Source organism: Spirosoma soli (assembly GCF_042684525.1).
GTDB lineage: Bacteria > Bacteroidota > Bacteroidia > Cytophagales > Spirosomataceae > Spirosoma > Spirosoma soli.
In genome coordinates, this window is record NZ_JBHULN010000001.1 from 399,434 (window position 1) to 416,880 (window position 17,447).

Sequence of the window (17,447 nt, forward strand, 5' to 3'; positions counted from 1 at the left end):
CTGCACAACAATTTGACGACGACCGATGATAATTACAAACCCTCAACTTTCACATCAACACGTCCTCTTGCATTAACCACCGCCAATAGAGCCGTTGGGGTCAAGTACACCTGGTCGGGCTGAATTTGATCAATACGGCCGTTGATCGTAATGCCTTTTGCCACCTGATTGTTCTTGAGCTGCTCCTGTAGCCGTTTTTGGAGATCGACTAGTTGAGAGCCGACCGGGATCGTAAGATTTTTTTCCAGTGTTTTCGTAAACGTCCCCTGCAGCAACCAGCTTGCCGATCGCTGTAGTACGTTCCGGGTATCGAGATCATATTTGAGGTCTTTGAGCGAGATAGTCTGTTCTTTAGGATCGTAATAGGGTCGTCCCCGCAGGTAAATGTCACCGTTGATGGTTCCTTTTAGGCCTGCTTTGATAATCAGGCTTTCGTTCTGCCCGAACATGTCCATACTTGTGATGGTGACATTATACCGATCATTATTGAACCTGTAGGTCTTCCCCACGAACTCCTCAGCCGCCAGTTTGGCTGCTTCCTGATAACTGGCTTCGCTTAACAAACCGATCTGAAAATCGTCGCGTACCTGTGACACTACCGTTAAATCTGGTAGCGATACGGCCGGACGAATGTCGGGTTTTGCGCCAGTAGTTGTCAGTGTGTAGCCTTCAATACCAATCGTAGCGCGAATGGTTCTTCCTTCAAAACGAAGCGGTGTAATCAGTACCCGCTTGGGAACTGCCTGCAAATACGTGCGGTATTTCTCCGAAATTAGGTAAGGTTCCCGCAGTATATTCCAGAGTTTAAGCACGGGCGTTCGCAAATTAACATTTCGGCGTATCTGCTGGTCGAGCGTTTTGGTAATAGTGCCCAGATTTTTATCAATAATTCGCCCTACGATGTTTGTTATGGGAATATTGATTCCTACGATACTAACCGTCGGTTTGCGTACCCAGCCGTAGCCGTCGGCTTGTGTCTGGGTATGTACGGACCAGTCGTGGTCGAGATCAAACTTTGTTTTGAACTGTAAATCAATATCAAACTCCGTTTCCTTGTATTGAGTAAAGCCCAATACTGATACGCCCGCTTTAGCCCATATTTTTAGTGGTACTGTGAAGTGAAACAGGCTGTCCTCGGCGTTGACAATAATGGTCCCGCGCTTCCAGACTTTTGCCATAAACGGTGTACCCTCGCGCTTGTCGTTGTTGTCTTCCAGGCTATTGTCTTCATAGATCAGACCGTTGACCTGCGCATTGATTTGTCGCTCAACGTCGCTTAAGGCAATGGACACGGGTACGTGAACGGTGGATAAAAAGCGTTCGTTACGAACTTCCATTTCGGTGGTAGTATAAGCTTCTTTGGGTGCTTTGGTTGTCAGTTTGTTCGTTGTTAACTGACAACTGACCAGCATAGATGTCCCAAAAAACAATGCAATGATTAAAGTTCGCCAAAGCGTAATCCAGTGGCATAACTGCTGATATAAAAGTGACCTGCGAGAACACAGGCCACTAAACTGAAAAAGCATGCTAATCAATCTATTTAATTGTAACCTTAGTGGCTCCATACCCAAATTTCTGCTTTTGGGCGTCTTCGAAGAATTTAACGTTAGGATGTTGTCCTAAACGGCGGTGTAATTCAGTACGCAATGCCCCGCTGCCAACTCCATGAATAAACGTAATGTTATTCATGCCACTGGCAATTGCATTTTCAAGCGCTTTCTCGAATGTTTCAAGTTGTAGGGCTAACAAGTCAGCTGGCGTGCGATTACCAGAGCCTTTCGGTAGCAGCGCTTCAACGTGCAGATCAACTACTGCCGACGGCCGCTCGACAGATACCGCTGACGGATCATTTTTGGGCTTTAGCATCTCCGCCTTTAATTCATCTGGGCGAATGGTAGTAGGACGGGGTTGCGCACTGCGGTTGCTAGAGGGGGCCTGAGACGGCTGTTCGGCTGGTGTTTCGGCATCTAATTGGGTTTGGAAACCGGGCTGGTTCAGTACCGGCACAGTTACTTTAGCCTTAAACAACGTAGCGGCTCTCGCTTTGAAGCGTTTAATCAACGGTTGGCGCAACGACGACTTACCCGACCTAAACCACAAGCCCTGCACCACAAACGTAGGCCAGTCTTCGAACTTAGCATGGACGTACAACTCGTTCATTTTCTGCTGCGACTTGGGCTTTAGCACTCCGCTTTGTAGGCCGATAAACTGCACCCCTCCCCCAACAGCCGCCGATTCCTCGCCAATCAGATAAGGAAATTCCCAGTCGGTATTATTAACCAGGTGTAAGGTATACTCCCGGTCGTTAACGGGTACGAATGCCAGATAGATCCCCTGATTCGACAGGATCGTCGGTGCCGATGAAGGTGCTGCTTTCTGAGGAGCATACGTACTCGTTTTCAGAAGCCGTTCAGCTTCCAGGGGAGAAACGGCGACTAACTCCGAGCGCATAACCGGAATCCGGAAACCATCTTCAATTTCGATTTCGATCATATCGCCGGGTAAAAACCGCGATACTACACCTTGTTCTTTCGCCCGTAGTAATCGGACTTTATCGCCAATATTCATAAAAGGGTCAGTCAATTTGTCAAAAGTACAACGTACGGGGACATAAATGAGTTTGGTTTATCCAAACGCTAAGCAATAGAGAAAATAAAGGATGTACTGAGTTTTTTCGGCTTTACTCTTGTTCACTCTATGTCTGTCTGTTTGCCTATTTTTGTTTGCTTTTACCTACCGTACTAATGTCCCTAAACGAAAAGCTAAACCTTGCCCACAACTTTGTTGTCCATACCAACCGGAACATCTTTCTGACTGGGAAAGCCGGTACCGGCAAAACCACGTTTCTTCACCAGGTCAAACAGCTTAGTGCTAAACGGCTGGCTGTTGTGGCACCAACGGGCGTAGCCGCCATCAATGCCGGTGGGGTTACCATTCACTCATTGTTTCAGCTTCCCTTCGGTCCGTTGGTGCCAGGAACGGTTCAACGCGAAGGCCGCAAATTCAATCGGGACAAAATAAACTTACTGCGTACGCTCGATCTGTTAGTGATTGATGAGATTAGTATGGTTCGTGCTGATGTGCTCGACGGCATCGACGATGTACTTCGGCGCTATCGGAACCGCCCCGATCCTTTCGGTGGCGTACAGCTGTTACTTATTGGCGACATGCAGCAGTTGCCCCCCGTTATTCGCGACGACGACTGGACGTTACTGAGCCCACATTACGAAACAGGCTATTTTTTTGGGAGTAAAGCCTTACGTCGGACGCCTTACGTATCCATTGAACTAACGCACATTTACCGACAGTCCGACGAACGGTTCATTAGTTTATTGAACAGCATTCGGGAGAAGACGGTAACTCGGGCTCAATTAGACGACCTGAATCAGCGTTACGTCCCGGATTTTTCGCCCAGCGATGATGAGGGTTATATTACACTATCGACGCATAACACCACGGCTCAACAGATTAACAGCCAGAAGTTACAGAGCCTCAAAGGTCGATTGCATACGTTCACGGCCGTTATCGAGAAAGAGTTTCCGACCCACGCCTACCCCACCGAAGCCGAACTGGATCTGAAAGTTGGGGCGCAAGTTATGTTCATCAAGAACGATATTTCCCGCGAAAAGCTATACTATAATGGCAAGATTGGGCGCGTAACCGAGATTGACGACGATCTGATCTATGTAAAAAGCCAACAAGACGGTGAAGTCATTCCGGTTGATCGGGTGAGCTGGGAAAATATCCGTTATACGTTAGATTCAAGCACGAAAGAGATTAAGGCCGAAGTGATCGGTACGTTTACCCAGTACCCGCTAAAGCTGGCCTGGGCCATAACCATTCACAAAAGCCAGGGACTAACGTTCGCGAAAGCCATTATTGATGCGTCGGCGGCTTTCACGCATGGGCAGGTGTATGTAGCGCTGAGCCGATGTAAAACCCTTGACGGGCTTGTCTTGCGCACCCCTATACCGTCGCATAGTATTAAAACCGAACAAACCCTGGAAGATTTTCACGAGCAGGTGCAACAGCAGACGCCCACGGAGCAGCACTTGCACGACGCTAAGCGTACCAATCAGGAAAACCTCCTGCAAGAGTTATTTTCGTTCGATCAGGCTCACTCATTGATTTACCGCTGCCGACGGGTCGCTACGCAATATCATAGCATCTTGGCCGACGAGCTGCATACAAACTTAGAGCAACTAGCAAACACACAGAGCACCAAAGCCCACAACGTAGCCCGCCGGTTTATACAGCAACTACCGACCTATTTTGGAAGCGATTCTTTGCCCGAGGCTAACCAGCCCTTACAGGAACGCATTCGCAAAGCCAGCGCTTATTTTCGGACACTACTAGCCGATGAATTACTACCTCTCGTGCATCAATGCCCCACTGACTGCGACAATAAGCAAGTGCGCGAACTCCTGCTGGAAGCCATGGATGAACTTGAAAAAGAGCTGTTTGCCAAACGACAGAGTTTTGAGAGCGTTCGCGACGGCTTTGATGCGCTGGTGTACTTACAAGCCCGCAACCGCGCTGAGCTAGATTTCCAACCCGAACGCAAAAAGAACGAAACGACAGCAACCAGCGACGGAGCGGCTAAAGGTGGGCTATATGGCGCGTTAATGAAATGGCGGAATGACCTGGCTGGTGAATACAGTACATCAGGCTACATGGTGCTGCCACAAAAAACGGTTCATGAACTGTCGCGGGTTCGTCCGACTACTACGGCCGAGTTATTGACCATAAAAGGCTTCGGCAAAACTAAAGTTAAGCAGATTGGCGAGGATATATTGCGTATCATTCAGGAATACGCAGGCCATACTACCCCTAAAGTTCAAAAAGCATCGAAAGAGCCAAAACCAGCCAAAGACCCTAAGGGGGTTTCGCCCGCCATTACGTTGGCTTTCTTTCGGTCGGGGAAGAGCATTGCGGAGATTGCCGCTGAACGCGGACTAGCCGTCTCTACGATCGAGAGTCACTTAGCTCAGTCTGTCAGCATGGGCGACATTTCGGTAGAAGACCTCTTACCTCCTGACAAGATTGCTGCCATTCAAACATACATTGACGCAAACGAGCCAAAAACGTTGGGCGAGATCAGGGCAGGTTTGGGCAACGAAGTTACCTACAGTGAGATCCGGTTTGTGTACAATGCCCTGCGGTCGGCAGAGTAAAAGAAGATAATTAACTAAAAGCGGAGGGGCCAAATGCATTTATTGGCCCCTCCGCTTCTGATTACTGATTAATCATGGCCCCGTTTCGATCCGCGTTATTGTAGAATGAGTAGCTAGCCCCATTGCCTGCTCCTATGTAGTTACCTGAGCTTTTAACAATTGTGTTGTTGTAAAAACTATTGTTGGTGGCAGCTCCCCCATTCATCCAAATAACAAACCAGTTATTAGGTACGCTCTCATTGCTGATGTAATTATTAGCAAATCGGAGGTTACCCACGTCATTTATTTCAATCACCTTGTTCTGAGTTGTGCTGATAAGCGTATTACCAACAAATTGCGCGTTATTGGTACTACCCGAAAGAGCCAGTACTCCGGTCATGTTGATGTAATTGTTCTCCATGATCATGTTGAAGCCATTACGAATTTCCCATTTACCGTTACAGGTTCCGACGGTCGAATTGCCATACATACGCGTTCCTTCGCCAACTGTCCCGTCGCCATCGTTTTCCCAGTTTCCCGAGAACATAGCAGCAAAGCTTCCTTCAAAGCGGTTATTCGCCAGGCGCGAGCTGTGTAGCCAGCCCGCAAACTCAACACCATAAGTCGGGCAGTTTTTCAGATAGTTATTATCCACGGCGGCATTCACAAAAGAACCTGCTATCGAAATACCGAAGCCACAATTATCCATGTAGTTTTCAGAAACGGTAATGTTCTTACCCAGATACGGAACGGGTTGACGCTGGCTCAGGAATTCGACGCCCATACGGGCCCCCGTAACCGAGTTTTTAGTCACCACAATATTGTCAGTCACTTTACCCGGCTGCACCTTCAGGAAAAAGAAGTTCACGCGAGCCGTTGGCGACGTATGAACGCTGTGGCAGTTTTGAACTAACAGGTTCTTAACAGAAGGTCCATCAAACGTAATCGGGCCATAAGAACCATCTACATGAGCCGTCGAAGCGACTAGCCAGTCAATGCCCTCGATCGTAATGTTTTCCAGATTTTGCTCCAGCCAATAGTTCTGAAACGAGATATAGTTGTCTCCAGTCAGTTTGAGCTTTACACGACCCGGATTTCCCCGGATAGCGAGGTTACTGTGAATGATAACCTTTGTTAGCTGCGTGTACTCGCCGTCGGGAATAATAACTTCATTCGACGAGTTTACCGCGTTCTGCAATTCGGGCCCAATGTCATTATCTTCCGGTGATACACCGAACCAGGAAGCATTCGCTGCGCCGACAAAATCGCGCTTGTAACGGAGTCCATCAACCGTTACTACGGTAGTTCCGGTATTATCGGGCGACTTTGTGTCGGTACTCTCTAATCTAAAAACGCCTTCTTTGCCAGGATCAGTGATGTAGATGCTGTCTGGAGCAGCAGCAACTCGCAACGACCGTAGCTGGTTCATGGTCATCAGCTTGCCTCGTATCTTGTTAATTGCCTGAGCTTTTGAAATCCCAGGCTGTGGGTCGGGAGCAAGGTTTGATTCTGAGCATTGGAAGAACACGGAGGGAATGATCGCTATACATCCCATACTGAGTACCTTAGATAGTTTCATCACATCAATGGAGGTTAGTTAATTAATAAAAGGACTATCTACCCACGACCTGCAGGTCTTCCTATTTAGTGAAGTGACAGCAGAGTTTCATGAATTGAACGTCAGTATAATTACTCCATAGATTAAGTTACTACAAGGGTTAAAAATTTTATAAGCCTGACTTACAGTGCTTACAAGAAATCAGTGTACAACCAAAAAGCGCTGATTAATAGCTAATTGAGCTTATACTTATTGAAGCCTTATCAAACAATTCCCTAAACTCAATTTTAAACAATGAGTTTTCAATAGCCTCTTTTAGTAACATAACTAAGAAAATAATTTTGCTTTGTTACTCATTACCTGTGAGCAAAGGTATGTACAACCTACCGTATAATAAATAACACTTCAAATAAATAAAATATATAAAACAATGATGGTAACTACATTTATATTAATAAGTAACCAAATAGGAATATAATATATAACAATTTTTAAAAGCCAATTTGGTTATTCAAAGTCGTAATACTACTTAATTTATAACTCTATAATTATATAGCTAAATAGATGTGATGATCTAAGATTATACTTAAGCGTTCTTTCAACTAAATTTTTTTGTCTTGTTTCGAGATTGGCGGTAATTATAAAGTGGAATTACTCTGTTTGGGATGTATCATAGGACAAAAACAAACCAGCCAACTACCCCACCTGGGGCAATTGGCTGGTAAAGCTTAAAAATAAAAACAGGGAAATACAGGCTACAACCAGAATCTGTATAAACGCCGGTATCACTTATTTACTAGTAGACTCCGGCGTTTTTAAACAACTAGAGAGCTAGCCTCCATACCGAAACTTCTTTGTCTAAAGATTATTAGCAGAAGTTGGCTTAATATCCTCCATAGAACTTACGCAAGCCCCATTCTATTGCCGCTATAGTTAGCACCACAAAGAAGAGCCATCGCCAGTTGATAATTTCGTTCATTTCCTCGGTACTTGTTAAGCGGGCCTGACGCGGTCGACTCGTTATGTTACGCACTAAATCGTCCATGCGATTGGCTTTGTAGAACTGGCCACCCGTTTGCTGCGATAACTGCCGAAGTAAACCGTGGTCGGCAGTTGTGTTGAGTGCTTCCAGCTGTAAGTCCCGGACGACAAACTGGCCCGAAGACTGCTCAGCCCGGTTATTCACCGTAACACTAGCTTTGAACCGGTACGCACCTTCAGGCAAACGGCTGATCTCAAACCGGCTGTTGGCCGCTGTCGGGGTGTAGTTGTAAGACCGAGTTACTCCTTTTTCATCACTGATTTCGAGCCGAACAGATTTGTCATACACCCGCTCGTAAATATCATTATAAAGCTCCGTCTCGAAGACAACCTTCTCCCCTGCCACGAACTCATTCCGAATCGGATAGACGCGCAACTTCCGCCGGTCTTCTTTCACAGATATCAACTGAATGACTTTCTGTATCAATTCATCAACGACTTCCTGTTTCTCGGTCAGTGCGAATTCTTCGAGCCGCCATGACCATAGCCCTTCCCCCGACAGCACAGCTGTTTTTCGTGGACTCGTTACGTTCAATGCCAACAGTGGCTTAGTTGTCCGGACGTTACCTACCTGCTGCCACAACACTACTTCACTCCCTGGCTGTAGCCGAAACTCGCCGTAGGGTACCGACATCGGTGGCAGTTTACTAAGTAGCTCCAGCCGCGCAGGATCGAGGTTAAGTTGCTTGAAGTCAGCATTGAACAAGCCGGTTACCTTATCGCTCTGGTTAGGCTGAGCCGCTACCTGGACTACTGAGTTAGACGTATTGAACGGTCCGAGCGCCGATTGGTTGCCAAGGATAAACAGAACCGGTGTATTCTTAGCCAGGTATTTCTGAACGAGTGCAGTGCCAACGCCACCGTTATCAGGAATTTGATGCAGGATGATCAGGTCGTAGGTCTTATCAGCAGGCGGGCGGTCCGCCGTTGCGGTGGCTTCGGCGGGTGTTGCGGTCAGAATGCGAATGTCGAGCTCGTAATTCTGGTTCTTTTCCAGAATATTACGCAAGGCCTTAATATCCGGATGGGGCGACAACGCGAGTAAGAGCACTTTCTCCTTACCATCAATTACGTCCAGATAAACATCCTGCCGGTTGTTCCGGGTGCTGAATTCACCGGCTTGCGGCAATACCTCTACCACATAATGCTGCACTCCTTTCTGGGTGGCCGTTGTCTGAAACGTCAGTTGATTGAAGGTATCGTTCTTGCCAAAACTTACCGACTGGCGTCCCAATTCCTTTCCGTTCTGACGCAGAACCACCGTTGCGCTTCGGCCCTGGAAGCCACTACTGACGATCTCGGCCTGCACCGGAAACTGATTACCCAGATAAGCAATTCGGTTGGCGATTACACCTTTTAGTTGAATATCTTTCTTGGGAATTGTGTCACCCAGACCAACCGTCTGTACCGCAAATGGATACTGTCCAAACGTTGGCGATAGTCCCTGGTTAAAGATGCCATCCGACAATAGCACTACGTCGGTCAGGTTTCGCCCTTCGTAATCGGAGCGGATGCTAGCTAACAGCCCAGACAGATCAGTTGTGCGTCTGGTGAACGGTATTTGAGTCAGATCTGCATCGGTTACCGTGTCGCCTAACGTTCGGATGGATACGTCTAATCCTTTATCCGTTAACTGCTGACGAATGGTTTGTAGGCCAGCCAGCGCTTGATTTAATGCAGGTCGCCCTCCGGCCACAATCGACTCAGAGTTATCAACGGCCAGCACAATTTTAGGCTTTTCGGTCAGCGTCCGCAAACTACGGATGAGTGGATTCAGCAGCAAAAGGCATAACAAACTGACAACAAAAAATCGCAGGGCTGCTAGTCCATACGTTGTTCGTTTATCAAACCCTCCAACGGTTGCTCCGCCAACCAACTTCGGCAACGGCTGATACATGGCAAATGCATACACCGCTCCAACCAACAAACACACTACAACCCACCAGGGCGAGGACTGAAAGATAAAATTCATAGTTTATGATGACCGGGTCGCCGGTGCGATGATAAATGATGAATGATGCACAAATGCCCCTAACTAATCTGACATTCATCATTCATTACTCATCATTAGGTAAGCATTCCCCCGTCTACCTGCAACACTTGTCCAGTGATATAGCGAGAAAGATCAGAAGCCAGGAAAACAGCGCAATCGGCCACTTCGTCGGGTTGACCTCCCCGCTTCATCGGGATTTGCTGTTTCCATTCTTCAATAGCTTTTTCGTTAATCTCCCCGGTCATTTCCGTTTCAATGAATCCCGGTGCAATCGCATTAGAGCGGATGTTACGTGACCCCAATTCGAGCGCTACCGACTTAGTGAAGCCAATAATTCCCGCCTTAGAAGCCGCATAGTTAGCCTGCCCCGCATTGCCCCGAATACCAACTACCGACGTAAGATTAATAATCGAACCGGCTTTGGCTTTCATCATTGGTTTGATAGCTGCCTTAGTGAGGTTAAAGACTGACTTTAGATTAACGTTAATGACGGCGTCCCATTGTTCTTCGGACATACGCATTAATAATCCGTCTTTGGTGATTCCCGCATTGTTAATCAGTACATCAAGTTTGCCGAAATCAGCTACTACCTGAGTTATTAGGTCTTCAGCGGCTTTGTGATCCGACGCGTCGGAGCGGTAGCCTTTCACTTGTCCGCCAAACGCCTGGAGTTCTTGCTCCAACGCCTGCCCTTTGTCAACACTCGATAAATACGTAAAGGCGACGGTGGCACCTTCCTGAGCAAATTTCTGAGCCATAGCTCGTCCGATCCCGCGCGATGCGCCGGTAATCAAAGCAACTTTTCCTTTCAGTAAATCCATTGGTTAACTAAACACCCCAAATAGCGGGTCATTATAAACAAGAAATGAGGCCAAAAATAGCGCATTAGGCCCTAACAACAAGTTGCGTGCTGGCGTCAATCGATCAGGGTAAATCAATTAGCAGCAGCCTCCCCCGTCGTAAAAGTAGGTTGAAGGCGAAATAAAGATGTCGTCGCGGTTCAACCGGGCCAGGGCGCCCGCTGTTTTATCACATACCGACAGCGGTTGATTCGGCAGCAGCACATGACCTTTCCCATCATCGAAATGAGACTCATCGCCGAAATAAATGGCGGTTCTGCCCGTAAACACGCAGGGGCCATCGGCAGGCATCGGATCTTTGATAGCGCACACTTCAACACTTTCAATATACAGCAGCTCCGCCGTAGCGTAATGCCGGGGCGATAGTACCCGGTAAGCGCGTTTGGCCCGCACTTCCACCGTTCCGAAACCTACGCCTGTAATAAGATTAAGATACTCGTTGAGCGGCACTGAACCCGTCAGACAAAGGGCCCGTAACCGATCATCGTTCCGGAGTTCGTCGGACATGGGTTGCTCGCAGATAGGGTCCGACATTACCAAACGACCGTGTGGTTTCAGTACGCGATACGTCTCATGCAGCGCCCTCTTCAGATCATCGGTTTTGAAGATATTGAACAGACAGTTCTGGGCTGCAACGTCTACGCTATTGTCGTCAACGGGCAAGTCCAATGCACTGCCAGCTCTTAGGTCCATGAATTCTGGCCTAAACCAATCGTTTTGTTGCTCGGCCTCAACAAGGTTCTGACGGCAGGCATCAATCATTTCCGGTACCACGTCGACGCCGATGATTGCTCCTGGACGACGGCTGAAATAAGAGAATTGCAGCAACTCCATGCCGCCCCCAACACCGACATACAGCACAGTGGGGTCATTAACCAGATCGCGTGGATTTACGGTGCTGCCACAACCATAATTCATTTCGAGCATCCGCTTAGGAATGCTTAAACCAGGCAATTGCCAGACGGGATTCGTTGTGCAACACAGACCTACTTGGGGCTCTTCGGCGGCCTGCCGGTACACGTCAACTGTGGTTTCGAGGTAACTCATATTGATAAAAAGTAATGCTGACCAAAAATAGCGTTTCCGCTGCGAAGGGCAAGCTACTTTTGGTTTTGGTTTCGTTAATATGCTGTGTTACTTTGTCTCAAACTAAAGCCCTGCTTTATGCTTCTCCGCTTACTTGTCTTACTTCTACTGACGACCCACCTTGCCTCTGCCCAAAAAATCCATGCGCATAACGACTACGCCCAACCTCGCCCATTTGTAGCGGCCTACGAACAACGGGCCGATTTTATCGAAGCGGACGTTTGGCTGCAAGACGGCAAACTTGTTGTTTCTCATGACAAACCACAGGCGAATGCCCCAACGCTTGATTCGCTATATCTCAACCCGATCGTAAAACTTTTTGAAGAGCATAAAGGCCGAGTTAGTAAGGATCGGGATTATACGTTCTCGTTGGTGATCGATGTTAAAGACAATCCGGCAGAGGTGCTCCCAAAGCTGATAGCCAGTTTACAGGAGAATCTGGTCTGCTTCAATCGTTCTACCAATCCAAAAGCAATTCAGGTTGTTATCAGTGGTAATCGACCGAAGATAAATACGTATTTCGACTACCCGGTTCTTGTTCAGTTTGACGGGCGCCCCAGCGAAGTTTACGACGAGGAAACGTTAAAGCGGGTCGCCCTGATTAGTGATAGCTTTCTTTCGTACTCTCGCTGGAATGGTACAGGCGACTTGTCGGACATCGACCGGGAGAAGCTCAAGCGCGTGATTAAACGAGCACACAACGATAACAAACCAATTCGATTCTGGGCCATTCCTGATATGCCTAATGCCTGGAAACAACTTCGCAAATTGGGTGTCGATGTGATCAATACGGATAAAGTGGCCGAGTGTGCGCAGGCGATGCGGTAGCCGTTGACTGGTTGGTAGTCAGGCGCTAGCAGTAAAAGCAGATAGAATTTTGCTTTCAACCGTAACCAGCATCCCAACCACCTTCACTTCTTCTCCGGATGGTTACTCCACAACTTAAAAAGGCCCCTCTTGTTTACGACGTTGCCATTGTAGGCTCCGGAGCCGGGGGCGGCATGGCTGCGTATCAATTAGCCAAAGCAGGTGCCAAAGTCGTGCTACTCGAAGCAGGTGGCTATTACGATCCGGCCGATCCGAAGTACATTACCCAATTAAAATGGCCCTGGGAGTCGCCCCGACGTGGTGCCGCCACAGCCGCCCGTTCGGGTGGCGACTTCGACGCGGCCTGGGGCGGCTGGGACATTGATGGAGAACCTTATTCGGCTAAAGATGGCACGGAATTTCACTGGTTCCGATCTCGTATGCTCGGCGGGCGCACCAACCACTGGGGGCGTATCTCACTTCGCTTTGGACCCGACGATTTCCGGCGCGGTTCACTGACGGGTGTTGGCGATGACTGGCCCATTGGCTACGACGACCTCAAGCCCTTTTACGACCGGGTCGACCGACTGATTGGGGTATTCGGTTCAATTGAGAATTTTCCGAACGAGCCGGATGGCATCTTTTTACCCCCGCCAAAGCCTCGTCTCCACGAATTAATGATTCGTAAGGGCGCTAAAAGCATCGGTATTCCAGTAATTCCATCGCGATTAAGCATTCTAACTAAGCCCATCAACAAAGAGCGAGGTCAGTGTTTTTACTGCCATCAGTGCAACCGGGGCTGTCAGGCCTACGCCGACTTCTCGGCCTCGTCGGTACTGTGCATTCCTGCTGTCAAAACCGGCAATGTAACGCTTATTAATGGGGCCATGGCGCGTGAGGTACTGACCGATCCTAACACCGGCCTGGCCACAGGCATTAGCTATGTAGATACCCGCACCCTACAGGAAGTAACGGTGCGAGCCAAAGCTGTTATGCTGGGCGCAAGCACCTGCGAGTCAGCACGAATCCTGCTCAACTCCAAATCGGCTCGCTTCCCAAACGGATTAGCTAATAGCAGTGGTGTCGTGGGTAAATACCTGAATGACTCAACCGGTGCCAGCCGCTCGGGGTTTGTCCCCGCTTTAATGGATCGCAAGCGTTATAACGAAGACGGCGTAGGCGGCATGCACGTTTTCACGCCCTGGTGGTTAGACAACCGCAAACTCGACTTTCCACGCGGTTACCACATTGAATATGGTGGTGGTATGGGGATGCCAGGCTATGGGTTTGGCGGAGGCATTGAGGCCATGCATGCGTTAGTCCCCGGCCGTGATGGCAAAATGAAAGCCGGTGGAGGCTACGGTGCAGGATTGAAAGACGATTATCGGCGCTTCTATGGGGCCTATATCAGTATGTCGGGACGCGGTGAGCCGGTTCCCCTTGCCAGTAATTACTGCGAAATTGATCCCAACGCCGTTGATAAGTACGGCATTCCGGTATTACGTTTTCGTTATAAATGGTCAGACTACGAAGTCAAGCAGGCCAAGCACATGCAGGACACGTTCGAAGAGATAATTCATTCGATGGGTGGTATTCCACTTGGTCCCAAACCTGGCCCCGACACGGCGCACGGCTATGGCTTGGCTGCTCCCGGACGTATCATTCACGAAGTTGGCACGGTTCGGATGGGCAACGATCCTAAAACTTCAGCCCTGAACAAATATCAGCAGGCGCATGAAGTTAAGAACCTCTTCGTGGTTGATGCCGCTCCGTTCGTTTCGCAGGGCGACAAAAACGTAACCTGGACAATTTTAGCCAGTTCGATGCGTACATCAGACTACTTAATCGAGCAAGTGAAACAGCGGAATCTGTAGTCGTATGTATGCCACAGTACCAACCTCGAAACTTTCTAATGAATACTATTTTCGTAATCAATTATAGACTAGTAAACGAAATGACATTCGTCTCATGACAACGAATAAACCCAAAGACATTGACGAATACATTGCCGGTTTTCCGACAGACGTCCAAAAAGTTTTAGAACAAATCCGTGCGACTATTCATGAGGCCGCGCCAGATGCGAAGGAAACCATCAAGTACGCCATGCCAGCGTTCACACTGAGTGGTAATCTGGTTTTCTTCGCTGGTTTCAAAAACCATATCGGCTTTTATGCCACCCCCACAGGGCATGAAGCGTTTAAAGATGAGCTTTCTGTTTATAAACAAGGTAAAGGCTCTGTTCAATTTCCGCTGAACAAACCAATGCCTTTACGTTTGATCGCCGAAATTGTAAAGTTTAGAGAAAAGCAAAATAGAGAGAAAAATAGCACATCATAGATTGCCGATGAACTCAAAACATAAAAAAGGCCGGACAGTGGTGTCCGGCCTTTCGCTATCAGAATCTATTAGTGTTACTCAACCACTGCTTCGCGCTTCTTCACCGTAATGGTTAAGGCTTCACCTTCACCAGCATAGTCAGCCAGAATCACATCGCCCTCTTTCAGCTCACCTTTCAGAATTTCTTCTGCAACGGGATCTTCCAGATAACGCTGGATAGCGCGGCTTAGCGGACGAGCACCATATTGCGGGTCATACCCTTTCTCCGACAGGAAGTCTTTCGCCTTCTCCGTCAGCTCAACCGTGTAGCCAAGGTTGGTCACACGACCGAGTAGTTTGCCCAGCATCAGATCGATGATCTTATGGATGTCTTCGCGTTGCAGCGAGTTGAAGACAATCACGTCGTCCAGACGGTTCAGGAATTCTGGCGAGAATGCCTTCCGTAACGCACTCTGAATCGTATTCTTCATCAACTCGTCCTGGCTTTCGGCCGACTTACGCGTTGCGAAACCGATACCAGCACCGAAGTCTTTTAAGTCACGCACACCGATGTTCGATGTCATGATAATGATCGTGTTCCGGAAGTCAACCCGACGACCCAGGCCGTCCGTTAGAATACCATCATCGAGCACTTGCAACAAGATGTTAAATACATCTGGGTGCGCTTTCTCGATCTCATCCAACAGCACAACGCTGTATGGCTTCCGACGAATCTTCTCGGTCAACTGACCCCCTTCTTCGTAACCAACGTAACCCGGAGGGGCACCAACCAGTCGGCTGACGCTAAACTTCTCCATATACTCCGACATATCGATACGCACTAAAGCATCGTCTTTGTCGAAGAGGTAGGTAGCCAGCACTTTGGCCAATTCGGTTTTACCAACCCCCGTTGGGCCCAGGAAGATGAATGAGCCGATTGGCTTCTTCGGATCTTTCAAACCAACACGTGTCCGCTGAATAGCTTTTACTAGTTTATCGATAGCCGATTGCTGACCAATAACGCGACCTTTCAGCTCTTCGCCCATGTTGACCAGCTTCTTGCCTTCATCGTTCGATACGCTGGTAACGGGAATACCCGTCATCATCGCTACCACTTCGGCAACGCTTTCTTCGTTGACCGTGTAACGACGCTTCTTGGTATCTTCTTCCCATGCTTGCTTAGCACGGTCGAGTTGATCAATCAGGCGCTTCTCCTTGTCGCGGAGTTGAGCAGCCTCTTCGTACTTCTGGCTCTTCACCACCTGGTTCTTCTCCTTCTTGATATTCTCAATTTGCTCTTCGAGCTTGAGGATATCTTCAGGAACGGTGATGTTCGAGATGTGTACGCGAGCACCCACTTCGTCGAGTACGTCGATGGCTTTATCGGGTAGGAACCGGTCCGAAATATACCGCTCCGACAACTTTACCGCGGCTTCAATAGCCTCCTGAGTATAGTTAACGTGGTGGTGATCTTCGTACTTGTCCTTGATGTTATTCAGGATTTCGATGGTCTCATCGATAGACGTAGCGTCTACCATAACCATCTGGAAACGACGGGCCAAGGCGCCATCTTTCTCAATATATTGGCGATACTCGTCAAGCGTTGTTGCACCGATGCATTGAATGTCGCCCCGGGCTAAAGCTGGTTTGAACATATTTGAGGCATCAAGCGAGCCCGACGCGCCACCTGCACCCACGATTGTATGCAACTCGTCAATGAACAGGATCACCTCGGGTGATTTCTCCAATTCGTTCATGACGGCTTTCATACGCTCTTCAAACTGGCCACGGTATTTCGTACCAGCCACCAGCGATGCCAGATCAAGCGTAACAACGCGTTTGCCGAACAACACCCGCGATACTTTTTTCTGCACAATGCGCAGGGCAAGACCTTCGGCGATAGCGGTTTTACCAACGCCCGGCTCACCGATCAGAATCGGGTTATTTTTCTTCCGGCGGCTCAAGATTTGGGCCACACGCTCAATCTCTTTCTCACGACCCACAATAGGATCTAGCTTGCCGACTTCGGCTAATTTGGTCAAGTCACGGCCAAAATTATCCAACACCGGTGTGCGCGACTTCTCGGAGCCTTTAGGATCTTTACCAGATCCAGAGCTTCCGCTACCGCCAAACATGCCCCGGTCGTTGTCGTCATCATCGGTTTCGGGGCCCATCACCGGACGGCTTCCCGAAGATTGATATTCCAACATCTCCTTAATGACTTCGTAATTAACATTAAACTTGTTCAGAATCTGCGTGGCGACATTGTCTTCATCGCGCAGAATCGACAGCAACAGGTGCTCGGTTCCAATGAGCGGGCTTTTGAAAATCTTAGCTTCCAGATACGTGATCTTCAGCGTTTTTTCCGACTGACGGGTCAGCGGAATATTGGCCAGATTCTTCACGTTGTTGGTTGCGGTGCCTTTCGTTGCCTGTTCGATGGTGACCCGGAGTTCGTCGAGCGAGATGCCGAGTTTTTTCAGCAGCCCGACAGCCACACCCTCACCCTCACGAATCATACCCAGCAACAGGTGCTCCGTGCCGATGTAGTCGTGGCCTAAGCGTAAGGCTTCTTCCCGGCTGAGCGAGATAACTTCCTTAACGCGGTTTGAGAATTTTGCTTCCATTCGCTT

General features: G+C 48.6%; 11 protein-coding genes. 4 read left to right on the forward strand and 7 right to left on the reverse strand.

The window, feature by feature from the left end:
* Positions 1-32: 32 nt before the first annotated feature.
* Together ACFSUS_RS01535 and ACFSUS_RS01540 are read right to left on the reverse strand one after the other, a co-directional pair.
* Positions 33-1,412 (reverse strand): DUF4403 family protein, encoded by a 1,380-nt coding sequence (locus tag ACFSUS_RS01535; protein WP_381518102.1) that lies wholly within the window; start codon positions 1,410-1,412, stop codon positions 33-35.
* 124 nt (positions 1,413-1,536) lie between these two features.
* Positions 1,537-2,568, reverse strand: coding sequence for a Smr/MutS family protein (locus ACFSUS_RS01540; RefSeq protein ID WP_381518104.1), 1,032 nt, complete (start codon positions 2,566-2,568; stop codon positions 1,537-1,539).
* 176 nt (positions 2,569-2,744) lie between these two features.
* On the opposite strand from ACFSUS_RS01540, the gene ACFSUS_RS01545 reads away from it, so the two are divergent.
* Positions 2,745-5,174, forward strand: coding sequence for a helix-turn-helix domain-containing protein (locus ACFSUS_RS01545; RefSeq protein WP_381518107.1), 2,430 nt, complete (start codon positions 2,745-2,747; stop codon positions 5,172-5,174).
* Between the two features lie 61 nt (positions 5,175-5,235).
* On the opposite strand, the gene ACFSUS_RS01550 is transcribed toward ACFSUS_RS01545, so the two are convergent.
* The 4 genes from ACFSUS_RS01550 to arsM all read right to left on the reverse strand — a co-directional run bounded on the left by ACFSUS_RS01550 (position 5,236) and on the right by arsM (position 11,652).
* Entirely contained in the window at positions 5,236-6,735 is a 1,500-nt protein-coding gene (locus ACFSUS_RS01550; RefSeq protein ID WP_381518110.1) for a hypothetical protein, read from the reverse strand.
* A gap of 859 nt (positions 6,736-7,594) precedes the next feature.
* Positions 7,595-9,724: a VWA domain-containing protein gene (locus tag ACFSUS_RS01555; RefSeq protein ID WP_381518113.1), complete on the reverse strand. Its 2,130-nt coding sequence runs from the start codon at positions 9,722-9,724 to the stop codon at positions 7,595-7,597.
* A 95-nt stretch (positions 9,725-9,819) separates the two neighbouring features.
* Entirely contained in the window at positions 9,820-10,566 is a 747-nt protein-coding gene (gene fabG / locus ACFSUS_RS01560) for a 3-oxoacyl-[acyl-carrier-protein] reductase (RefSeq protein WP_381518116.1), read from the reverse strand.
* A 117-nt stretch (positions 10,567-10,683) separates the two neighbouring features.
* On the reverse strand, positions 10,684-11,652 hold the full coding sequence (arsM, locus tag ACFSUS_RS01565; RefSeq protein WP_381518118.1) for an arsenosugar biosynthesis arsenite methyltransferase ArsM: 969 nt from the start codon (positions 11,650-11,652) through the stop codon (positions 10,684-10,686).
* Between the two features lie 117 nt (positions 11,653-11,769).
* Here arsM and ACFSUS_RS01570 point away from each other — a divergent pair, with 117 nt between their 5' ends.
* The 3 genes from ACFSUS_RS01570 to ACFSUS_RS01580 all read left to right on the forward strand — a co-directional run bounded on the left by ACFSUS_RS01570 (position 11,770) and on the right by ACFSUS_RS01580 (position 14,835).
* The gene (locus tag ACFSUS_RS01570; protein ID WP_381518120.1) at positions 11,770-12,519 is read left to right on the forward strand and encodes a phosphatidylinositol-specific phospholipase C/glycerophosphodiester phosphodiesterase family protein; all 750 of its coding nucleotides are present in this window, start codon (positions 11,770-11,772) and stop codon (positions 12,517-12,519) included.
* A 98-nt stretch (positions 12,520-12,617) separates the two neighbouring features.
* On the forward strand, positions 12,618-14,372 hold the full coding sequence (locus ACFSUS_RS01575; RefSeq protein WP_381518123.1) for a GMC oxidoreductase: 1,755 nt from the start codon (positions 12,618-12,620) through the stop codon (positions 14,370-14,372).
* A 94-nt stretch (positions 14,373-14,466) separates the two neighbouring features.
* Complete coding sequence (locus tag ACFSUS_RS01580) at positions 14,467-14,835, forward strand: iron chaperone (RefSeq protein WP_381518126.1); 369 nt, start codon at positions 14,467-14,469, stop codon at positions 14,833-14,835.
* A gap of 74 nt (positions 14,836-14,909) precedes the next feature.
* On the opposite strand, the gene ACFSUS_RS01585 is transcribed toward ACFSUS_RS01580, so the two are convergent.
* Positions 14,910-17,441: an ATP-dependent Clp protease ATP-binding subunit gene (locus tag ACFSUS_RS01585; RefSeq protein ID WP_381518129.1), complete on the reverse strand. Its 2,532-nt coding sequence runs from the start codon at positions 17,439-17,441 to the stop codon at positions 14,910-14,912.
* Between the last annotated feature and the right edge of the window lie 6 nt (positions 17,442-17,447).

Coding starts and splice junctions, on each gene's coding strand:
- ACFSUS_RS01580 (WP_381518126.1), top strand. CDS start 14,467: ATGACAACGAATAAACCCAAAGACATTGACGAATACATTGCCGGTTTT.
- arsM (WP_381518118.1), bottom strand. CDS start 11,652: ATGAGTTACCTCGAAACCACAGTTGACGTGTACCGGCAGGCCGCCGAA.
- fabG (WP_381518116.1), bottom strand. CDS start 10,566: ATGGATTTACTGAAAGGAAAAGTTGCTTTGATTACCGGCGCATCGCGC.
- ACFSUS_RS01545 (WP_381518107.1), top strand. CDS start 2,745: ATGTCCCTAAACGAAAAGCTAAACCTTGCCCACAACTTTGTTGTCCAT.
- ACFSUS_RS01535 (WP_381518102.1), bottom strand. CDS start 1,412: ATGCTGGTCAGTTGTCAGTTAACAACGAACAAACTGACAACCAAAGCA.
- ACFSUS_RS01555 (WP_381518113.1), bottom strand. CDS start 9,724: ATGAATTTTATCTTTCAGTCCTCGCCCTGGTGGGTTGTAGTGTGTTTG.
- ACFSUS_RS01570 (WP_381518120.1), top strand. CDS start 11,770: ATGCTTCTCCGCTTACTTGTCTTACTTCTACTGACGACCCACCTTGCC.
- ACFSUS_RS01575 (WP_381518123.1), top strand. CDS start 12,618: ATGGTTACTCCACAACTTAAAAAGGCCCCTCTTGTTTACGACGTTGCC.
- ACFSUS_RS01585 (WP_381518129.1), bottom strand. CDS start 17,441: ATGGAAGCAAAATTCTCAAACCGCGTTAAGGAAGTTATCTCGCTCAGC.
- ACFSUS_RS01540 (WP_381518104.1), bottom strand. CDS start 2,568: ATGAATATTGGCGATAAAGTCCGATTACTACGGGCGAAAGAACAAGGT.